The organism is uncultured Bacteroides sp. (assembly GCF_902472605.1).
Lineage (GTDB): Bacteria > Bacteroidota > Bacteroidia > Bacteroidales > Bacteroidaceae > Phocaeicola.
The window spans coordinates 25640-47484 of record NZ_CABROP010000024.1; the positions used below are offsets into that span (position 1 = coordinate 25640).

At 44.4% G+C, this 21845-nt stretch carries 18 protein-coding genes; all 18 read left to right on the plus strand.

The window, feature by feature from the left end; all coding sequences use genetic code 11:
- Positions 1-57 precede the first annotated feature (57 nt).
- The 18 genes from RDP42_RS07285 (at position 58) to RDP42_RS07370 (ending at position 21628) form a co-directional block, all read left to right on the plus strand.
- A complete protein-coding gene (locus RDP42_RS07285) occupies positions 58-567 on the plus strand; it encodes a hypothetical protein (RefSeq protein WP_308763173.1) in 510 nt (169 codons plus the stop codon).
- Positions 564-1832: a PBSX family phage terminase large subunit gene (locus RDP42_RS07290; protein ID WP_308763158.1), complete on the plus strand. Its 1269-nt coding sequence runs from the start codon at positions 564-566 to the stop codon at positions 1830-1832. Before RDP42_RS07285 ends, RDP42_RS07290 begins: the two co-directional genes overlap by 4 nt.
- A 10-nt stretch (positions 1833-1842) precedes the next feature.
- Complete coding sequence (locus RDP42_RS07295; RefSeq protein WP_308763159.1) at positions 1843-3354, plus strand: phage portal protein; 1512 nt, start codon at positions 1843-1845, stop codon at positions 3352-3354.
- A 188-nt stretch (positions 3355-3542) separates the two neighbouring features.
- Positions 3543-3731, plus strand: coding sequence for a type II toxin-antitoxin system HicA family toxin (locus RDP42_RS07300; protein WP_117671892.1), 189 nt, complete (start codon positions 3543-3545; stop codon positions 3729-3731).
- 40 nt (positions 3732-3771) lie between these two features.
- Positions 3772-4176: an antitoxin HicB gene (locus RDP42_RS07305; RefSeq protein WP_118026500.1), complete on the plus strand. Its 405-nt coding sequence runs from the start codon at positions 3772-3774 to the stop codon at positions 4174-4176.
- 2 nt (positions 4177-4178) lie between these two features.
- Positions 4179-5150: a DUF4062 domain-containing protein gene (locus tag RDP42_RS07310; RefSeq protein ID WP_308763160.1), complete on the plus strand. Its 972-nt coding sequence runs from the start codon at positions 4179-4181 to the stop codon at positions 5148-5150.
- Between the two features lie 153 nt (positions 5151-5303).
- Positions 5304-5960, plus strand: coding sequence for a hypothetical protein (locus RDP42_RS07315; protein ID WP_308763161.1), 657 nt, complete (start codon positions 5304-5306; stop codon positions 5958-5960).
- 3 nt (positions 5961-5963) lie between these two features.
- Complete coding sequence (locus tag RDP42_RS07320) at positions 5964-6554, plus strand: head fiber protein (protein ID WP_308763162.1); 591 nt, start codon at positions 5964-5966, stop codon at positions 6552-6554.
- A gap of 17 nt (positions 6555-6571) precedes the next feature.
- Positions 6572-7654, plus strand: a complete 1083-nt coding sequence (locus tag RDP42_RS07325; RefSeq protein WP_308763163.1) for a major capsid protein — start codon at positions 6572-6574, stop codon at positions 7652-7654.
- On the plus strand, positions 7651-7965 hold the full coding sequence (locus RDP42_RS07330) for a DUF6706 family protein (protein ID WP_308763164.1): 315 nt from the start codon (positions 7651-7653) through the stop codon (positions 7963-7965). Before RDP42_RS07325 ends, RDP42_RS07330 begins: the two co-directional genes overlap by 4 nt.
- Positions 7962-8285: a hypothetical protein gene (locus tag RDP42_RS07335; RefSeq protein ID WP_308763165.1), complete on the plus strand. Its 324-nt coding sequence runs from the start codon at positions 7962-7964 to the stop codon at positions 8283-8285. The genes RDP42_RS07330 and RDP42_RS07335 overlap by 4 nt, the downstream gene beginning before the upstream one ends.
- Positions 8276-8572: a hypothetical protein gene (locus RDP42_RS07340; protein WP_308763166.1), complete on the plus strand. Its 297-nt coding sequence runs from the start codon at positions 8276-8278 to the stop codon at positions 8570-8572. The genes RDP42_RS07335 and RDP42_RS07340 overlap by 10 nt, the downstream gene beginning before the upstream one ends.
- Entirely contained in the window at positions 8569-8961 is a 393-nt protein-coding gene (locus RDP42_RS07345; RefSeq protein ID WP_308763167.1) for a hypothetical protein, read from the plus strand. Before RDP42_RS07340 ends, RDP42_RS07345 begins: the two co-directional genes overlap by 4 nt.
- A 1-nt stretch (position 8962) precedes the next feature.
- Positions 8963-9514: a hypothetical protein gene (locus RDP42_RS07350; protein WP_308763168.1), complete on the plus strand. Its 552-nt coding sequence runs from the start codon at positions 8963-8965 to the stop codon at positions 9512-9514.
- A 76-nt stretch (positions 9515-9590) separates the two neighbouring features.
- Positions 9591-9974, plus strand: a complete 384-nt coding sequence (locus RDP42_RS07355) for a hypothetical protein (protein WP_308763169.1) — start codon at positions 9591-9593, stop codon at positions 9972-9974.
- A gap of 199 nt (positions 9975-10173) precedes the next feature.
- The gene (locus RDP42_RS07360) at positions 10174-14823 is read left to right on the plus strand and encodes a tape measure protein (protein WP_308763170.1); all 4650 of its coding nucleotides are present in this window, start codon (positions 10174-10176) and stop codon (positions 14821-14823) included.
- On the plus strand, positions 14820-15242 hold the full coding sequence (locus RDP42_RS07365) for a hypothetical protein (RefSeq protein ID WP_308763171.1): 423 nt from the start codon (positions 14820-14822) through the stop codon (positions 15240-15242). Before RDP42_RS07360 ends, RDP42_RS07365 begins: the two co-directional genes overlap by 4 nt.
- A gap of 77 nt (positions 15243-15319) precedes the next feature.
- Complete coding sequence (locus tag RDP42_RS07370; RefSeq protein ID WP_308763172.1) at positions 15320-21628, plus strand: hypothetical protein; 6309 nt, start codon at positions 15320-15322, stop codon at positions 21626-21628.
- The last annotated feature ends 217 nt before the right edge of the window (positions 21629-21845 follow it).

Below are 21845 nucleotides of genomic sequence, written 5' to 3' on the forward strand. Positions count from 1 at the left end.
GCAATAATCCTGTTTCTCGCCGCATTTATATGGGTAACAATAACGGATGATTTGGTTATGAAAAGTGAATCTCAAAAAAGCAAACATACAGGGCGAAAGCCGAAATTTGACTACAAGAGTGAGGAGTTTCTTTCTCAGGTGGAGATGTATGCCAAGAAGGGATTCACGGATAAAGAAATCGCTTTTGCTTTAGGGTTATGCCCCCAGACATTCTGCGAGAAGAAGAATGAGCACTCTGAATTATGCGAAGTATTAGCGCGCGGGCGTGCGACCATCACCGCTGCTGTGCGTGCGAAGTTCCTTGCGATGGCTTTGGGTGGTATCAAGACCAAGAGCACTGTAGTGAGGAAGCTGAAAGACCAGGATGGCAATCTGACCGGCGAAGAAGAGCTTCAGGTTAGTGAAAGCGAGCTGGCTCCCAACCTTCAGGCCATGTCCGTCTGGCTGTATCACCATGACGAAGAATGGAGGAAGGTTGAACGCCGGCAGGACGAGGAAGCCGATATTCCAAAGGATATTGACCACGGAATTTCTATTGACTCATGGATTAAAGACAAGCTGAAATGATTGTTCCCCAGACGATATATCATCCGTTATACACAGACAGAGAGAAGTTTATCATCCTCATTACTGGTGGCCGTGGATCGGGGAAGTCTTTCAACGCTTCCACCTTCATCGAACGACTGACCTTTGAGCAGACTCCAGTGGAGAAGATTGTCCACCAGATTCTATACACCCGTTACACAATGGTATCTGCCGGCATGTCTATTATTCCGGAAATGATGGAAAAGATAGAACTGGACGGAACCACGAAGTATTTCAAGACCACCAAGACGGATATCGTAAACCGGATGACCGGCAGCCGTATCATGTTCCGGGGTATCAAGACTTCTTCCGGAAATCAAACGGCCAAGCTGAAATCTATTCAGGGTATCACCACCTTTGTCTGCGATGAAGCCGAGGAATGGACCAGTGAGGAAGAGTTTGACAAGATTATGCTCTCCATCCGTAAAAAGGGAATCCAGAACCGGATTATCATTATCATGAATCCCTGTGACTCCAATCACTTCATCTACAAGAAATACATCGAGAATACCCACCGGCTGGTGGAGATTGACGGTGTACCGGTTCAAATCTCAACTCATCCGAATGTTCTTCATATCCATACGACTTACTTCGACAATATCGAGAACCTTTCTCCTGAGTTCCTAAGAGAAGTCAAGGAAATGAAAGAGAAGAATCCGGAGAAGTACGCTCATGTGGTTATCGGACGTTGGGCTGACGTGGCCGAAGGTGCCGTGTTCAAGAAATGGGGCATCGTGGATGAGTTCCCGATGTGGTGTAAGCATGTAGCTATCGGGCTGGATTTTGGTTATACCAATGACCCTACAGCAGCTATCCGATGTGGAATCATAGACAATGCACTGTATCTGGATGAATTGGATTATAGAACCGGACTTCTTTCGGGAGACATCATAAAAACCTTGCGGCCTTGGAATCTGAAAGTGATTGCCGACAGTGCGGACCCGCGACTCATTCAGGAAATCCACAATGGAGGTATCAAGATTTATCCAGTAGAGAAAGGACAAGGTTCTGTCAATGCAGGTCTTGACAAAATGCAAGGGATGGAAATCTTTATCACCAGACGCTCCTACAACCTGCAGAGGGAGTACAGAAATTATGTCTGGGCAAAGGATAAGGACGGAAACTACATCAACGAGCCGGAAGACCACGATAACCACGGTATAGATGCTGCACGCTACTATGTGCTGGGAGAACTTCTCGGCAGGATTATGAAACCGAAAGATGTTTCAGGAATATTTGGACATTAAACTTTGAAATATGACTTTAGAACAAATTTTAGCTATACCCGAAGTAGAGAGAAAAATCTACTATCTGAAGAAGGGACGAAAGACCAAGCAACCAAACGCTCATGCCCTTTACAACGACTGGAATCCGAACAAGCACGAGATAGTGATAGATGAAGAGAAATACCCTAAAATCAAAATCACAACTCAACCTGAGAAACGGATTACAGACCCGACAACCGGGAAAGAATATATCGAGCCGGCGGTAAAGAAGGAAGTTGACCCGAACCGGATTGCACTTCCTATCGAGCAGGACATCGTGAACATTCAGACGGCCTTCACCGTGGGGACGGAACCGGTTCTTGATTGCCAGCCGGACCAGTCGGAGGAAAGCCTTCTTTCTGCGTTGAAGCAGGTATTTAAGAAGAACAAATTGAAATACCAGAACAAAAAGGTTGTCCGGGCATGGCTGGCCGAGCAGGAAGTGGCCGAATACTGGTATGTAGTGAAAGATGACGGTTTCTGGGACAAGCTCAAAAGAAAGATTTCAGGAATCTTCGGTAAATCTAAACCTGAGTACCGCCTGAAGAGTGCCATCTGGTCCCCGTTCCGCGGAGATAAACTCTATCCGTTCTTCAATGACCAGGGGGATTTGGTGGCCCTATCCCGTGAATACAAGAAGAAAGACCTGAATGACGTGGAGATTACCTGCTTTATGACCATTACCAAGGATATGGTTTACCAGTGGGAGCTTACAAACAATTGGACAGACAAGGGTTCTTTCGCACATTGTTTCAAGAAAATGCCTGTAATCTACATGTATCGTCCGGAAGCGTACTGTGAGAAGATAAAGAGTCTCCGCGTAAGACTGGAGAAACTCCTATCAAGTTATGCGGACTGTATCGACTATCACTTCTTCCCTATCCTCATGCTTTTTGGTAACGTGGAGAATTTCTCCGGTGAGTTCAAGAACCGGGTGGTCGAACTTACCGGACAGGGAGCAAATGCCCAGTATCTTACCTGGTCTCAGGTTCCTGACACCGTAAAATTCGAGGTGGAAACCTTGCTGAGCCAGATATATGGACTGACCAATACACCCAGAATCTCTTTTGACTCCCTGAAAGGTACAGGAAACGCCGTATCCGGTGTAAGTTTTGACTATGTGTTCATGTCTACCCATTTGAATGTGGAGAACCTTAACGAAACGGTTGGCGAGTTCATGCAACGGCGTGTGAACTTCCTTGTCTCTGCGTTGGGTTCCGTGAATTCCACACTCGAAGCGGCTTCCGAGACCATCGACGTGGATGTGCAGATGCAGCCGTACAAATTGGAGGACCTCAAAGACAAGATAGACACCGCCATCAAGGCCAAGAACGGAGAAATTTGGTCACAGAAACGAGCCATCACCTTTGTAGGGAACGTGGATTCCGTTATGGACGAGATTGAAGCCATCAAGGAAGAACAGGCAGAGAAGCAGAAGAACGACATTGAGAAACAGGAACAGCTTTCCTCTCTCAAAAGTTCAAGTAGCAAATCTGAAGAATAGAACAATTCAGTCAGAAGAATTACGGGGCTTATACAAACGATACGGATGGAAATCTAAAATATTGACTAATTGAATAGCGGTATCTTTCGAGGTGTCGCTATTTTCTTTATCATAGTAAAAACATGAATACTTTTTTGATATTATTCGTTATTTTACTATATTTGCATCGTAATTAAGTCGTAAACGCTATGAGCTACAAATCAGTTAAAGACGTTGTAACGCTGCTTACTGAAAATGGCTTTTGGTTCGTGAGGCAGAAAGGCAGTCACATGGTTTACACTGATGGCAGCCATGTAGTGATTGTCCCCGACCACGGCAAGAAAGGCGTTGAGAAAGGCACTTATTACAACATTCTGAGGCAAGCGGGGCTAAAATAGCCCCCGCCTCTTTTGTTTCACAATAAAAAGGGAGGTCTGTATGAAAACCGTTGAAGTGATTGTAGAACATGCTGGGAATAATCTGAGTGCCTACATTGAAGGTGCTCCGGTGATTACTGTCGGCAACGACGTGAAGGAAATCGAGAAGAACATGAAGGAAGCTGTTGAGCTATACTTGGATTCATGCAAGGAGATGAACATCGCTCCGGTGGAAGTTTTGCAGGGAGAGTTCACCTTAAAATTCAAGATAGATGCGGCCACCTTCATCAATTATTACAGCAGTATCTTTACCAAAGCGGCATTGAGCCGGATAACCGGAATCAATGAGCGCCAGTTGTGGCATTATGCGGCTGGAGTACATAAACCCCGTAAACAGCAGTTGGAGAAGATTCAGAAAGGTATTAACGCACTGACAGAGGAACTGGCAGCTATAAATTTGTTGTAATTATGGATAAGAAGTATCAGGTTTTTGTTAGTTCAACTTATCAAGATTTAATTGAGGAAAGACAGAAAGTTATAGAGGCTTTAATTAGTAAGAATTGCTTTCCTGTTGGTATGGAATACTTTCCTGCCGCAAGTGAAGAACAGTTTGCAGTTATAAAGAAACTTATAGATAGATGCGATTATTATATTCTAATTCTTGGTGGTCGCTATGGATCTATAGAACCAAAAACTGGTAAAAGTTACACACAGTTAGAATATGAATATGCTTTAAACAAAAATATTCCTGTTGCTGCATTCTATCATAAAAACATTGGTGATTTACCGTCTTCCAAGGTTGAAAACACAAATGAAGGTAAGGAAAAATATGGTGAATTTAAAAGATTAGTACAAAATAATTTATGTAAATCTTGGGGAGAAGCTTATGAGTTAGCATTTAATGTGAATGTTACCTTAGATTATATGTTTGAGAATTATCCTCGAACAGGATGGGTAAAAGCAGATGAAATTTCTTCAGCAGAAGCGAACAGGGAACTTATTACTCTCCGTAAGGAGAATGATTTATTGAAGTCTAAAATCAGAGTATTAAGTTCTCAGATACCAGAAGGAACAGAAATATATAAACAAGGAGAAGATAAATTTACTATTCATTATACGTATGATTATGAATTGCTTTCTTTTGATGAAGAAGCTAAAATATATGAACGAGAAGTTAGTTGGAATGAAATATTTTTGTCAATATCAACTTTGTTGTTTAGTCCGACCAATGAAAATACTATGTATTCAGAAATGACTAAAAACCTATTGGGGGAACATTATAGTATTATAAACAGTGATTTTCAAACAATATTGATTCAACTTATGGTATTAAAATTGATATCAACAGATACTATAAAAGTTGATGGAATATACACATATTGGATTTTAACAGAATATGGTAAAAATGTAATGGTGAACTTAAAAGCTCAAAAAAAATGATTTTTTAGCGTGATTACCCCAGTAGTCACGCTTTCTTTTTGTCTAAAAACGAACATTATCCCAATTGTTTCGTATCGTTAGCCTTAAAATTTCCCCCTCCCTTTCTCTATAAGTAAATTTACCGTATGAAATTATTAATCAAACTCATACGGTATGACAATCTTTGAACAAATCTTGGCAGGACTGCAACAGAAATTCGCTGGGGTGGACACTGCCACTCTTACCCGTATTGCCACAAAAAAGGCTGAGGGTATAACGGACGAAACGAAGGTGACCTCCATCGTTGAGGGTATCTCTTTTCATGACGTGATGCAAAACTATGGTGATTTCCGTGCAGGACAAGCGCAGACTTCCGCTGTTTCCAACTACGAGAAGAAGCATGGACTGAAAGACGGAAAACCAATCGAGAATCCGAAACCGGAACCACCGAAGCCAAACGACCCTCCAAAGCCGCAGGAAACGGACATCGCAAAGATGATTGCCGACGGCATTGCAGCTGGTATCAAGCCTTTTGCCGACAAGCTGGCCAAAATGGAGGAAAATGAAGCGCAGGCGCAGCGCAATTCTCAAATCTCGGCAGTGGCGAAGAAGTACGGTATTCCCGAATTTATGCTGAAAGACCGCAACATTCCTGAGAACACGGACTTGGATACCTATTTCAAGGACATGAAGCAGGATATGTCTAACAGCGGTTTTCAGTTCTCAAAAGCTCCTGAGACTGCCGAACAGAAGCAGGAGAAAGAAGCGAGTGAGTTCGCCAAAATGATTGAGGCGGACACAAAATCTATTGTCGAACAACAAAACAAGTAATTTATGTCAGCAGGATTTAAGTACAACATTGAGCCTGAACCGTCCATCGAGGAACGCTATGATGTCTCTACCGGAGTAAGACGCAGAGGGCCTTACAAGCTGGATACGACCAACCTGGTTGCAGGTTCGTTCCTTCCATCCTTCACGCCGATTGCCGCCGACTTGGTGAAGAAGACCGCTCAGGTAGCTATCCGTGTGGAAGTTTACGAGAAATACACCACAGGTTCCAACTTAACATTGAAAATCAAGAAGAACTCATTGGCTTATGTGGGTATGCACATTGGTGACGGTTCTCATGGTGCGACAGTTAGTTCGATTGACAAGTCTGATAAAGCTTTTGACAAGCTGACTTTAGCCGCTGATTTTGGCGCGACAATCAATGTCGGAACAGTTCTTTTTGAAGCCACAGCAGTCGATGGAACTACCCCGAAGGTAGTGGCCAACTCAGCTTTATACGAAAGAGCCAAAGTGGAGGATGGTATCGTTTTGGTAGCATTGCTTATGCGTGCTTTCGAAATTGAACCGACCAAGCTGGTTATGCCTTTCCATGAAAAAGACAAGGCAAATATGCCACATTTCCAATTTAACGAATAAGAAAGGAGGACTAAGATATGATGCTAACTATTCATACCCTGTTTAACGACCCCAACATCGTTAATGCCGTTATCCAGCGCGTCCTTCAAACCCGTAAGGATGCGATTTACTGGCAGCAGTACCTGGATTTCCGCAGAACTACTACCCGTGTGTTCAAAGACTATATCGGTCAGGTTACTGGCGTAATGGCTGGTTCCATCAACTCACGATACGGTGAGAAGCCTATCCGCGAACGCCGGAACATCGGTTCAGGTTATGGTGAAATCGCTTATCTTGGCGATGCTTACCAGATTTCCATAGACCGTTTGTCTGATTTGCAGGACTTGATTGACAAGTACAATGCAGCTAAACCTGCCGACCAGGTAGCAGCCATGCAGGAAATCGTGAACTTCATTTACGACGATTACCGTCAGGTACTCTTGGCAGCTCATAAACGTATGGATATTATCGTAGGTTCACTCTTGATGACAGGAGCAGCAACAGTCAAGAACAAGGACGACAATGCCGGAGGCGTTGACCTTCTCAACATTGAATTGCCGTTCAAGTTTATTAAGCCTGATACCGGTGCGAAGACTAAATTCATTACCTATTTGCAGCAGCAGATTAATGCACTTAAAGCGGACTACGGTAATTTCCAGAAGATGATCATGTCACGTGGAACTTTCGTGAAGAATATTATCGGCTCAGCGGAATTTGGTGACAAGTTCAAGATGCAGCTTACCAGTAACGAAATGTATATGTCAACTGGATTGATTACCTCTCAACTGGCTTCTTCAGTCTTTACCGGCATCGGCCTTCCGGCCATTGAGATTAAGGAAGATTACGTGAAAGACCAGACCGGAAAGAACGTGCAGATTTACGCAGACGACCGCATTACCTTACTTCCGCAGGATAAGGTTGGTTACATGCGCTTCCATACTCCGTACGAAGCCGTGGATGGCGTACCAGGACGTAACTACACCCAAGCCGACGGTGATATGCTTATCTCCGGTTACAAGGACAAGAACGGTCGTTATCTGGAATACACGGCTGAGTGGATTCCGCAGATTACAAATCCGAACCTGATTGTGAATTTCGATTTGACAACCATGAACGCATGACAGTAAATGACTACATATCACAGAAGTTTCAGACCTTCGGCATTAACTTGTCGGAGGCTGACCTTTTGGAGATAAGTCTGTCTTCAGGGATAAGCGGAGAGGATGAGATGGGCCCGTCAAACATCGGACTTGTTTCGGTGGAAATGGCGAAGTTCATCCCCTCTCTATTACTCCGTGCCACTTCTATCAGCGAGAACGGTTTCTCTATGTCCTGGAATACTCAGGGCTTGAAGGAATACTACTCATTCTTGTGTAAGAAGTACGGTCTTGAAGACACGCTGTCAGATAAACCTAAAGTCAGATTCCTATGATATTCGCTCCACATACATTACAGGTTAAAGTCTTTACTTCAATGGAAACAGACGAGTTCGGCCGGCCTATCCCCGGTACCGGCGGAGAAAGCTGGCAAGACGTGTGCAAGTGCCGGTGTGATGACAACTCTACCAAGGAGTTTACCTCGGAGAACGGCGAGGTGTACCGGCCGAACTATCACGTAGTCTGTGAGAAGAAAATCTCACTGGAGGCTGGTGATGAAGTAAGGTGTATGGACGGTGAGAATATCCGGGGAACTGGCAAGGTTTACATGGTAAAGAATACGAATTATTTTGGTTACTCAGAAATATGGCTGTAAAGTTTGATTTTTCGGACGTGGATAGCTTTTTCGACCAAGGTTATGCAGAGGTGAAAGCCGTTGAAGAGAAGGTAGGCAAAGAAGCTGTCGATTATGCAGTGGAGCATGGCAGTTATCAGAACCGGACCGGCACGCTCCGTAAGTCAAACAAGTATTCAGTTCAGGATGACGGCTTGGAGTTGAGGAATGAAGCCGAATACGCATCTTTCGTAGAATCCAAAGGCTACGAAGTCCTGACTGGTGCAGCCCTATACGCTGAGAAACGATTGAAGGAGGAAATCAAATGATAGTAACTACCGACATAGCGAACATACTTTACCGTGATTGCCAGTCTTTCGGCATATCCATTGTTCCCCATGGCAAGAAATTGACGGGTCCGATGAAGTCAGAAAGGATTGTCATTCATGCTAAAAGTCAACAGCCAGGAACATACTGGAAGAAGTCTTTCGCAGAAGTGAACCTTTGCGTTCCAGACCTGAATGAAGGTGAAGCCAATACCATTAGGCTAAACGAACTTGAAAAACAGGCTCAAAAGCTGTTTGACGGCATAACCGGACGCTATGACGGTACCACTTATCATTATTCCATCGACACAATCGGAACCGAGGAGGACACAGCCTTAAAGTGTCACTATGTGAATGTAAGAATTTTGTTTGAAATTTTAAATGTGAAATAATATGGCAGAAGCAAAGAAAATCACAGCCGTGAATATCAAAAAACTTTTATATGGAGAAACGAGCGAGATTTCCGCGGATTTGACCGGACAAGCTCTGTACACTCTTTTGCAGGGTGACACATTGAAAGAAGTTAAAAATATTCATGGCGACACATGGACACTCGAAGAAGCGGAAGCGAGCCGAACGAACTATAAGAACCAGCTTACCGGCCAGACCTATCGCAGCGACAAGGAGATGGGTGACGTGACCGTTAACTTTACGATTGGAGAGTATGACTATCCGACTAAGAAAGACCTCATGGGAGGTGATGTCATCAACACCGACAAGGGTTGGAAACGTGCAAGAGGTAAGGTGAAAATTGAGAAGCTGATTGTTGCCCTGACCGAAGACGACCAGTATTGCGTCATTCCTCGTGCAGACATCGGGGCCCGCGAAGCGACAACGGACAAAGCTATCGGACTTCCGGTGAGTGCTGTAGAACTGGAGCCGAAAGACTCCGCTATCGCTCCGGAATACTGGTTTGACTCAGAAGAGGTAAAAGCAGGTGTTTAATGCCTATCCAATAGGTAGAATTTGAATTCCATAACAGGGGTGGGCTTTATGGCTTCACCCCTTAATTTTTATCAGAATGAATCAAGGAGCGAAAATAGTATCAGAATCCATTATCGGAAGTGATTTCAGGACGGTGTTTGTCGCCGGAAAAGCCTACACGGTCTACCCTCCTACTGTCCACAAACTGGCCGGGGCAATTTCCCATCTATCAGGCGTACAAGAAGCGGACAATTTGAAAGAAGTCCTGTTTTCCTTGGGAGAAAGCGAGGCTTACAGCAAGGCTCTCTCCTGGCTGATAGCTGGTGACGAAAGTTTGAGCGAAGAACTGGGAAAAGGAACATACGAAGAGAATGTGAACGCATTGGATGAAGCACTCTCTATGATTGACTCAAAGGTTTTTCTCAAAGCTGTCAGCTTGGCGAGGAACGTAAGCCTGCTGGCAGCGAAACCGAGGTTGTAGGGAATGATACTCTATTGGGACAGATAGCGTCGTTCATGGAAAATCTGCATCTGTCATACCGGGAAGTGGTCTATGAGATACCGTACAGAAATTTAGTATTAATGCAGCGTGACAAGCTCCATACCGTTACAGGGACAAAGGTTACAAAGGTACAGGGTAAGGACATGGCTTCGCGCAGAAGAAGAAACAAGAAATAGATATGGCTACACTATACTTTAAAGTCAGTTCAGATTATGATGAGGTTATCCGTCTGAGGAAGGAATGTGAGAAGCTGGAAGCCCAACTCAAAAAGATGGACGTGAACAAATCCCCCGCAGCCGCCAAGGCTTTGGAAACTCAACTGGCATCTGCTCGCCAACAGATGATGGGGCTGGTGACAGAAGCGGCCAAGGCTGGTGCTGTGATGGAGAATGATTTGAAGAAAAAGCTTAATTCCGCGTCAAAGGCCTCCGATGAACTGACAGAGGAAATCATAAAACAAAGGAAAATCATCCGTGATACGCAGGATGATGTCAGACGGCTGTCTGATGAATATTCAAAGATGGGTAAGTATTCTCCTAATTCAAAAGCTAAATTAGCTGAACTGAACCGGGCTAAAGCAGCCTTGAACGAGCAGAGATATTCCCTTGGCGAATTACAGGACCAGCAGGCCAGAAACAGGCTCGAAGTGAGGAAACTTACGAGAGAGTACAAGGAATTTTCCAGTGGGACGAACAACGCTGATGAGATAGTAAAATCCCTGACGGATTCTTTAAAGCGTACAGCCGTTGAAATCGGTGGACTGGTGGCGATAAAGAAATTCGGATCCGATGTGATTGAAGCAACCGGAAAGATGCAGCAGTTACAGGTAGCTCTTTCAACCATCCTTCAGGACAAATCAAAAGCGGACCAGCTCATCGCCGATATTGTCCAGTTCGCGGCCAAAACACCATTCAATCTTGACGATGTAGCGACCGGAGCAAAACAGCTTCTGGCATACGGTTCCTCGGCCGATAATGTCGTGAATGAACTTTCCATGCTTGGAGATGTGGCTTCCGGATTGCAGATTCCTATCGGACAGCTTATTTATCTGTATGGAACATTGAGAACACAAGGACGGGCCATGACTGTAGACATCCGCCAATTCGCCGGACGAGGCATTCCAATCTACGAAGAACTGGCCAAGGTATTAGGAGTTTCTAAAGACCAGGTAAGTGAACTTGTGAAGGAAGGTAAGGTAGGGTTTAAGGAGGTCGAACAGGCCTTCAAAAACATGACATCCGAAGGAGGAAAGTTTGCCAACCTTATGGAAAGTTCCGCCGGGACGTGGCCCCAGCGACTGTCGAATATCGAAGATACCCTCTTCCAGAAAATGAATGAGTTCGGGAACAAGTATAAGGAAGTTTTTGAGTTTGGCATCGGTACAGCCGAGGACTTGGTGGAAAGTCTTGATGATGTGTTGTCTGTTATGGGCGGACTGATTGCAGCATACGGAACGTACAAGGCCGCGTTGATTACCGCAGCCGTAGCGCAGAAGGCGGTCGGATTTGTTGAAAGTATCCGTCTGATAGTAATGTACAGAAAGGAATTGGGACTGGCCACCGCTGCACAACAGGCTTTCAATGTCGCTTCAAAATCCAATGTATATGTTGCTCTGTTAGCAACGCTGGTAGGAATCGGTACGGCTATTTACATGTACACCAAGAGAACCAATGAAGCCACTGTAGCACAGGAGACGCTTAATTCGGTGAACAAAAAGGCCGATGAGGAATTTTCCAAGCAGGCAGCAACGGTTGACAGGTTGTCCGGCGTATTGAAAAGTGAAACTTCGTCTCTTGACCAGAAGAAGAAAGCCTTGTCTGATTTGCAGGCCATCATCCCATCTTACAATGCCAGTCTTGATGAAGAGGGCCGACTGATAAACAACAACACAGAGGCTATTAAATCCTATCTGACGCAACTGGAAAAGCAGATACGGATGAAAGCTGCTCAGGAAGAGCTGGAGGAGTTATACAGAAAGAAACGTGTCCAAGAAAAAGACTATAAATCAAGTCAAGAAAATTTTGAAAGAGTAAAGAAAGAAAATCCACTTGGAGAGTTTTATGGCGAATCTGGAGCGAGATTACAGCTGTATACAGCACAAGAGAGAAGCAGCGCAGAAAAAAAAGCCAATAAGGCAAAGGAAGCATTAGATGAAACTATTTCTGCTATTAATGCTTTGGAAAAAGAGATTGAAGAATCGTCTTTATCCGATAAAAAAGAATCCCCACAATCTACAATATCCAAAGAAGTAGAAAATGCCACAAAGCGTATCAAGACACTCAAAAAAGAGATTGCCGACCTTCGAAGCGGAAAATTGCAGGCAGAGACTGGTAAGACTGTAGAATCTGCTATTAAGGCAAAGGAGAAAGAGTTGCAGAGTGCAGAAAAGACGTTGGAAACACTTACCGGAGTCAGGAACAAGGATGTGTCAAGAGAGAACGCGACAACATCAGCTGGAGGGAAACTTTCAGACTTGGAACGTAAACAGGCATTAGAACGTGCAAAAGAAGCTGTAGAATTAGAGAATCAGGTTGAACAGGCACGTATTAATGCTATGGCCGATGGAAGAGAGAAGATACTTGCACAACGTGAGCTTGATAATAAGAAAGAATTACAAGCTATTGACAGGGCTAAAGAAGAGTATATCCAAAAGGAAGTACAGCGGCAGAAAGAAATATTCGAAGCCACAGAAGAGTTAAAGGCAAAACAAAACCCAAAGTATAAAAAGAAAAGTTTTGAATCATCTTCTGTTACTGTTGATACTTCCATGTTTGACAGTATTTACGACAACACTAAGAATAAGCAAGTAAACGACCGGCTCAAAGATGAAATCGAGGCCAATGAACGCTATCTGAAAAACTACGGCACATTCATGCAAAAAAGACAGGCCATCACCGATGAGTACGCTCGTAAAATATCAGAAGCCACTACTCAGGGAGACAAGGATATACTCCAAAAAGAAATGGAAAAGGCACTTTCCTCCCTTGATCTTGAAAAGCTAAAACAGGGTATCAACTGGGAACTTGTATTCGGTGATTTGGACAAGGTATCCAAAGAATCCTTGAACAAGGTAAAGCAGCAGCTTAGGGACTTCAAGAACTCCGAAGAATACAAGAATATGGCTGTTGACCAGAAGAAGGTCATTGACGAGGCGTTGAACAACATCCAATCAAGCCTCATCGACAAAGGAGGATTGCTGGCCGACCTACCCGAACAGTTAAGCGAACTTGCCAAGGCTCAGGAAGAACTGTCACAAGCCCAGGAGGAATACAACGAAGCCATGAAGAATGGTACGGATGCGCAAAAGGAAGCTGCTACAAAAAAGCTGAACGATGCTCAGAAGAGACAGCAGAACGCTCAGACCAATGTGCAGAAGTCAACGGACAAAACGACAAGCAACCTTATCGCTTTGTCGAATGTAATTACCCAGCTTGGCTCCAATTCAGAGATGTCTCTTTCTCAAGTCGGAAGCCTGGCCGGTAATATAGTAGACATATTTGCAGATGGGAGCGAGAAACTTGGTGGAATCATTGGAGCCGCATTTTCTCTTTTAGATGCCATCAGCTCGCAGGGGCTTGATGGGTTTGTTGACAATCTTTTCGGTAGTGTCTTTAGAGCCGTTGGGGGGATATGGGACACATTGACCTTTGGACTTATCGGAAATAAGGAAAGTGACCCTTATTTGAAAGACGATTTGGAAAAACTGACAATATCCAATCAAGATTTGAAAGCCTCTCTCGATAATCTGGCTGAGAAGATGGACGAAAGTTCTGTTGCCGATGCAACTGGACTTTACGAACAACAGAAGAAGAATATCGAGGAGCAGATGGCCAATACAAAAGAGATGATGCAACGCTCTGCCGCTGCATATAGCAACGGTTTCCTTGGAATCGGTGGCACACATTCAAGTAATAAGAAAATCAACGACGCTATGTCTGCCGAAGACTGGAAACGTGTCAGTGATGCAGCAGGAGTTTCGGTGACAAGTGCCAGCGATTTCTGGAACCTGACCAGTGAGCAGATGTACAACGTGGCAAACAACGCCACAGACCTATACTCAAAAATCAAGCAATACGCCGACGATGGATATCAGAACGCTTCACAGTATATGGACAGCTATATTGAATACTGGAAACAGCTCGATGAACTGGAGGACACTTACCGCGAAAAGCTGACCGACACCTCGTTTGACAATATCCGGGATGAGTTCAAGAGCCAACTACTTGACATGGAATCAGATGCGGAAGACTTCGCAGAAAATTTCGAGAAGATGATGCAGCAGGCTGTGGTGGAAAGCATGATGTCAGATACCTATGCAAGCCGCTTGAAAACGTGGTACAAGAGCTTTGCAAACTCGATGACGGACGGTACTTTGTCCGGTTCAGAACAAAGCGACCTAAAATCACAATGGGACCAGATGGTCAGTGATGCCTTAGCTGAGCGTAACGCCATCATGCAGGCTATGGGATGGGAAGGTTCTTCCTCCGAGCAGCAATCAGCCTCCAGCCGCGGATTCGGAACAGAAATGACGCACGAGGATGCCGGGGAACTGAGTGGGCGGTTCACAGCCGTATATGAGTCCAATCTTAGGATAGAGGAAGCAGAGCAGCAGCAGACAGTGGCTATCACGGAACTGCGAGGTTCCATCAGTGCCTTGACAGTACAGGCAACAGGAATGTACAACATCGCCGATGAGACACGTACCATTCTGGCCAATTCCTATCTGGAGTTGCAGCAAATCAGAGAGAATACGGGCGAAATTGTCAAACCAATCAAGCAGATTCAGGCTGACATCGCCGAAGTGAAACGTAATACAGCAAGACTATGACAGGAGATTTATTTATCAATGGGAAAGACGCATGGAGTACATGGGGTGTCCGCATGGGAGACAGTTTCCTCGATGCCATCGACGGGTTCAATGAAATGAAAGACTACATTGAGAATGAAAGCCGGTTGGAACATGGAAAACGTGTGATAACAGACAACGCAAAAGTGGATTCGCGCGAAATCACTCTTCAGTTCACTATTGAAGGCAGTTCGGAAAGTGATTACCGAAGCAAAAAGAAAGCCTTTCAGACAGAACTGGAGAAAGGAGCAGTGAATATCAAGGTGCCGGTACTCGGAAATGAGGTTTACAAGCTGGTTTACCTGGGTAAAAGTGTTTCATACGGGTTGAGTTTGGACCGCTGTTTCGGAAAGGTTTCAAGTAAATTTGAAGAACCGAATCCGATGGACAGAAACGAATAACGAACATTCCCTTTATTGTTTCAAATGGAAGCCCTGATTTTTAGGGCTTCCATTTTCTATTTATGAACTTTGGGGATATGATTGAAATCAAGGACATATCCGGAAAGACAAGGTTTTCCACCTCCATCAACAAAGGGGCCAAGGGAAAGTTTACGCTGATGAAAGAGGACTATATCATCCTCCCTTTTTCGGTGTCCACTCCCATTCCGTTCAAACTGGGTGACTACGTTGACTTGTCCGGCGTATTGGATGAATCCCTCGGCGGAAAGTTGGCAAAAATCTATGAGATAACTGACCTTCAGAAGCCAACCTATAACTCTTCCACTGGAGGCTATGACTATAAGCTTCAGATGAACGCCTACTACTGGAAGTGGAAGAACAAGATTTTTAAGTACACGCCGGAGCATGCAGGCAGCGAAGCGTCATGGTCGCTTACTGCATCTCTTGATGTACAGCTTGGTGTATTCCTTCGAAACCTGAAGGCTTTGGGATACAACTACCGAGGAACAGACTTCACTTTCAGCATAGACGATACCGTAGAAAACAAGGCCGTAGCAATGACTTACGAAAACATGAACCTGTTGGATGCCTTATTTTCTATGGCGGGCGAGGATAAGTGGAACTGTGATTGCTGGATAACGGACAACGTGATTCATTTTGGGCGAAATGAGTTCGGAGATGCCGTTAAAATCGAGCGTGGTCTCGAAGCGTCGAGCATCACCCGCAGTGAAAGTCAGGGCACTTATGCCACCCGCATCTATGCGTTTGGCTCAACAAAGAATATCCCAACGAACTACCGTCCGACCGACGAACAGGCCGTGGTGAACGGTGTAGTCCAGAAGCGGCTTATGCTTCCGGCCGATACTCCCTATATTGACGCATACGAAGGAATGTCTCAGGAAGAAGCCATCGAGGACGTGGTTGTTTTCGATGATGTTTATCCCCGTCGTGTTGGTACTTTGTCCGACGTTCACACACGTACCGAGGAAGTGGATAATGAGGACGGCACGAAAGAGACCGTCATCTACTACCGTTACAAAGATACCGGATTGGAGTTCAAGGAAGAGTATATCATCGAAGGACAGGAGCTGAAAATCAAATTCCAGTCCGGCAAGCTGAATGGCATGGAGTTCGGAGTTATCTTCAATCCTGAGCCGAAGGACGAGACTCGCGGCGAGCAGCTTTGGGAGATTGTCCGAAATGAGGACTATGGCCGTCCCCTACCCGATGATATGATGTATCCTGCCAATGGTGACGAATATGTCCTTTCCGGATTCGACATCCAACTGGTTTCCGACCAGTATATCCCAGAAGCTGAACAGGAACTGAAGGAAAAGGCACAGAAGTACGCCGACAAAGTGAAGAAGGATGATGGCACCTACCCTACTACCCTCAGCAGTTCATGGGTAAAAGAGGATTTGATTTCCCGCACGTTCGAGTTCGGTCAACGCATCAATCTGGTAGATGACACCTATTTTGAGAACGGACGCATCTCACGTGTCTTGGGTTGGGAAATGAACTTGGACATTCCTTGGGACAGCACGGTCTATACCATTGGTGAGAGTATGCCCTACTCACGTATCGGAGAAATCGAGGACAAGGTGGATTCACTCACATACAAAGGACAGACCTATACAGGTGGAGGAGGTAGCGTTGTGTATGTAATTAAGGTAAACGACTCGACTGCACCTTCTGACAGCAATGTATTTTCGGCTCTTCGCTCCAAAGCAGAGTTTATCTCTAAGAAGTTCAATGACACCGTTATCGGAGTACTCACATTCTTGCAGACGTCCATATTTCGTGCTGGTGCCATTTTCGGGAAAAACGGATATGCAGAAGGAATGACCGGATTCGGAGCAAAGATTGACGAAAACGGAAATGCCGAAGTTGAGTCCCTTACTTCACGTCGATACATTGAGACTCCAGAATTTCGCTTCAACAGTATAGAAATATTTCTGGGGGACAAATGGCGGGCGCCAGGTGGAGGTTTGATTGATACGGTTGATACCGAAAACAAGATATGTACTATAAAACTTGAAGATGGGCAGATAGGAGCTGTGTCCGTTGGTGACATCTGTATGGGTATATTCCACTCGCTTACATCTTCTGACAATGCCACTGAAGATACGGATGACAGCCGTGGAAATCGGACATTTGCAGGGTTCTGCACGGTTTATTTCACGATTACCGAGGTGATGGGTGACAGGAACGAGCAGTTCAAGTACCAGATTCGGCCCGTATCAGACAGTTGGAAATTTTCTTTCGATCCTTTCGAGCAGATGAAATTTGTGGCATACGGCAGTTTCACGCGTGAAGACAGGCAGACATCTGTTTACGAAACCCGGACTTACACAAGGTATCTGTGGCATCAGAATGCATGGGAAATCGGTAAGGGTAACATAGCCAAGCAGTCCGGAGACCTGTCGAACCTAAACGTCTTCGGCCTTAATATGGAAGGATACTCTGAGTACACCAATAGCGTGTATTTTACCGGAAACATTACACAGGTAAAACCCGATGGTACACCGGTCATAACTGCCAACGACCGTGGAGCATTTATAAATAACACTCAATACTTCTATTACGATCGTGTATCACATAACGGGTGCATTTGGCTGTGTGTTAATGAAAGCGGAACGAATACAGAGCCTTCTGAAAACAATCCCAACTGGTTGTTGCAGGTATCTAAGGGAGAAAACGGCCAGGACGGAACCTCTTTCCGGATATTGGGAAGCAAGAATGATGAATCCGAACTTTCGCAGGAAGGCAACAAAGAAGGTGACGGTTATCTGATACAAGGTCATTTGTGGGTATGGACTGGCAGCAAATGGACTGATGCAGGCGTCATTCAAGGGCCAGCTGGAGAATCTGTAGTAAATATGGGAGGATGGTACAATGGACTTCATGTACCTTACTTAGGGGTTGTTAGAATGGGTAATGCTTCATTTATGTGTATCAATAAAAACGGTACAGACAATCCGCCATATTATACCCTTCTTGACAACAATAATAACAGAATAAAGACTGAATCAGGGTATATACTTACGGGTGAAATAAACAACGCAGAATACCAGCTTATTGCAGCGGACGGAACCAACGGTAAGGATGGGTTAGACGGAGTTGCAGGGCAGGATGGTAAGGATGGAAAGACATTCTATACATGGATAAGATATGCTGACGATGCAGAAGGAAATGGAATATCCAACGACCCTACGGGAAAGGCTTATATCGGTTTTGCATACAACAAGCAAAGCCCCCTTGAAAGCAATAACCCCGACGACTATACTTGGTCTGACATAAAGGGAGAGCAAGGTGTGCCAGGCGAAAAAGGTGAGGACGGCATTCAATACTATACTTGGATTGTTTATTCAGATAATGCTGACGGTAATCCAATGTATCAACAGCCAACTGATAGCACGAAGTATATCGGTATTGCCGTAAACAAGACAACGGAAGTTGAAGGTACTGACCCATCTGAATACACATGGAGTAAGTTCCGAGGTGAAGATGGTAAAGACGGATTGAATGGAGCTGACGGTGTTGACGGTAAGGATGGAACAAGCATTATATGGAAAGGAGAATTTGCAAGTGCGCCGTCAAGACCGCAAAACGGATGGGCTTATAAGAATACGACAGACAAGAAGTCTTATGTATATCAGGATGGTTCTTGGTATCAAATGACTATTGACGGAGTAGACGGTAAGAACGGCGAAAACGGTCTTAGCATTGTATGGAAAGGTGACTTGTCGGAAGCACCAGCAAATCCTCAGATGAACTGGGCTTATCGTGATACAGACAACGGTCGTGTATATATCTACAATGGGAATGCTTGGAAGCTGATGGTCGTAGATGGTACGGACGGTACAGACGGAGCTGACGGTCAGAACGGGTTGTCTGTATATATTACATATAACGACAGCGAAGCAGAGCCTTCTGCCCCTACGGGTGACGGAACTACGAACGGATGGCATACAAATGCAACATCAACTACTATTTGGATGTCACAGAAGGTCGCAGCATCTTCTTCCGAAGGTACTTGGGGTAAGCCTATAAAAGTCAAAGGTGAAACTGGCTCTCAGGGAGAAAAAGGTGACGGTTTCTCTGTTTTAGGACACTGGTATGAAGGTATGATTGTACCTTATCTGGGTGTTGTAACAATGGGAGGAAATTCATTTGCCGCAAAGGTAGCAACCACAAATCCCCCTATGTTCACACTCATGGACAGCGAAGGGAATCGTCTAAAAACCAATGACGGATATATCCTCACAGGTGAAATCAATACAGCTGAATATGACATAATAGCTGAAAAGGGAAAAGACGGTGAAGATGGCCTTCAAGGTTTGCAGGGAGAAAAGGGAGAACAAGGAATTGCCGGTAAAGACGGTGCAGATGGTAAGACATCGTATTTCCATATAAAGTACTCTGAGAATGAGAACGGATACCCAATGACCGAAACACCAAGCAAGTATATAGGTACTTACGTGGATTTCGAAGAAGCTGACAGTGAAGATTATACAAAATATGCATGGGCTCGTTTTGAAGGTATTCAAGGTGAAAAAGGTGAACAGGGAATACCAGGCTACAACGGGACAGACGGCAAAACATACTACCTTCATATCAAGTATTCAAACGATGGAGGCTCGACATTTACCGGTAATAATGGAGAAGATTCTGGAGACTACATTGGGGTACTGACAGACTTGAATCCTGATGACAGCACAAATCCATCTGACTACAAATGGTCCAAGATTAAAGGTGAGCAGGGTGCCCAAGGCATACAAGGTTTGCAAGGAGAGAAAGGTGAACAGGGTATTCAAGGTGAAAAAGGCGAAGATGGAAGAACCTCATATTTTCACATAAAATACTCCGCAAACTCAAACGGAAATCCTATGACGGAAGTTCCGTCTACCTATATTGGCACTTATGTTGATTTTACAGAACAGGACAGCAACGATTATACGAAGTACACGTGGTCTCGGTTTGAAGGGGCGCAGGGAGAAAAAGGAGAACAAGGTATCGCTGGAATAAACGGTGAAAACGGTAAAACTTCTTACTTGCATATAGCTTACTCTAACAGCTCAGATGGTTCCGTAGATTTCAGCGTGTCAAACTCTACGAATAAATCGTATATAGGGCAATATACAGATTTTGAACAGAATGACTCAACCGATTACAGGAAGTATTCTTGGACGAAGATAAAGGGAGAGCAAGGAGAAAAAGGAGACGGGTACACAAATTTAGGCACATGGTATAATGGATTACTTGTCCCCAAAATGGGTGTAGTCACAATGGCCGGAAGCTCTTACGTCGCCAAGGTAGCCACATACAATCCCCCTATGTTCACGTTGATGGACAGTGAAGGGAATCGTCTGAAGACTAACAGTGGGTACATCCTTACTGGTGAAATGAATACTGCTGAATACGATGTTCTTGCTGAAAAAGGCGAGCAGGGTATTCCCGGTAAAGACGGACAGGATGGTGCTGACGGAAAAGATGGAAAGGACGGACAACAGGGGATTCAAGGAGTATCTATCATAGACTCTGAATGGGCACTTGGAGTCGAATACCGGAACGACAGCAACATTACGGATGGAAGCCTGTCTGTGAGAATTGTCAATGTTGCGCTTGTCCGTAATGATGCTATAGAGACAGGATGGGATGCGTACTTGTGCTTAAAGACACATGTTTCAAGTGAAAGTATAACTTATACGAACACAAGTTACTGGTCTAAGTTCTCAGCTAATTTTGGAGCTGTTTTTGCCTCATTTATCCTTGCCAAGAACGCAAAAATCAAATTCATGCAGGGAAACCAGCTTCTGATACAGAAATCAGATGGAACGGTAACAGCTGGTCTTTCAGGTAGCGAAGAAGGTAGCAAAATCCGGATATGGGTCGGAAGTGAGACTCCTGAAAATGCACCTTATCGCGTTGATGAAAAAGGCGAAACTTGGCAAACGAATGCGCATGTCACAGGTGAAATAAATGCTACAAGCGGTTCATTCCAAAATGTAAATATAAGCGGTTCATTAAGGACACCGTGGAAGACACTGATATACGAGCCGATATACATATCATCTGGAATTGATATATGGGGATTTAACGGTTCCGCAATCTCGGATGACAAGATTATCATATCATCAATATTAAATAATTCAGAGCTGTTGCTGGCTTGGGGAGATAATGCAGATGGTAGGACTGTTTATCTGTATGTAAAAACAAGCCTTTCTATTATAGTTAAAGTACCTTCAGGAAAATTCATGATAATGGGAAATGTTAAGTATGCAGGAAATTCTACAGTGACTTTTGCAGGTAACTCAATTTATATCCTACAAGGATTCGCAGATTTTTGGATTGCATCAGTTTATTACAATAACATACCAAGCTAATAACATTACTAAATATTAACAATTAAAATTTACAAAACTATGGCAGGAGATTTACGAGAAATTGACATGACGAAAGCAACCAGCATGGACGGTAAAAAAATACGTTTAGTAGGTGACGACGGTAAGGGATATTGGATGGAAAAAGAGGACCTCGCATCAGTTGTGGGAGGACTACTGATTGGAAACAGACTATTTCCATACAAGTATAAAGAATATA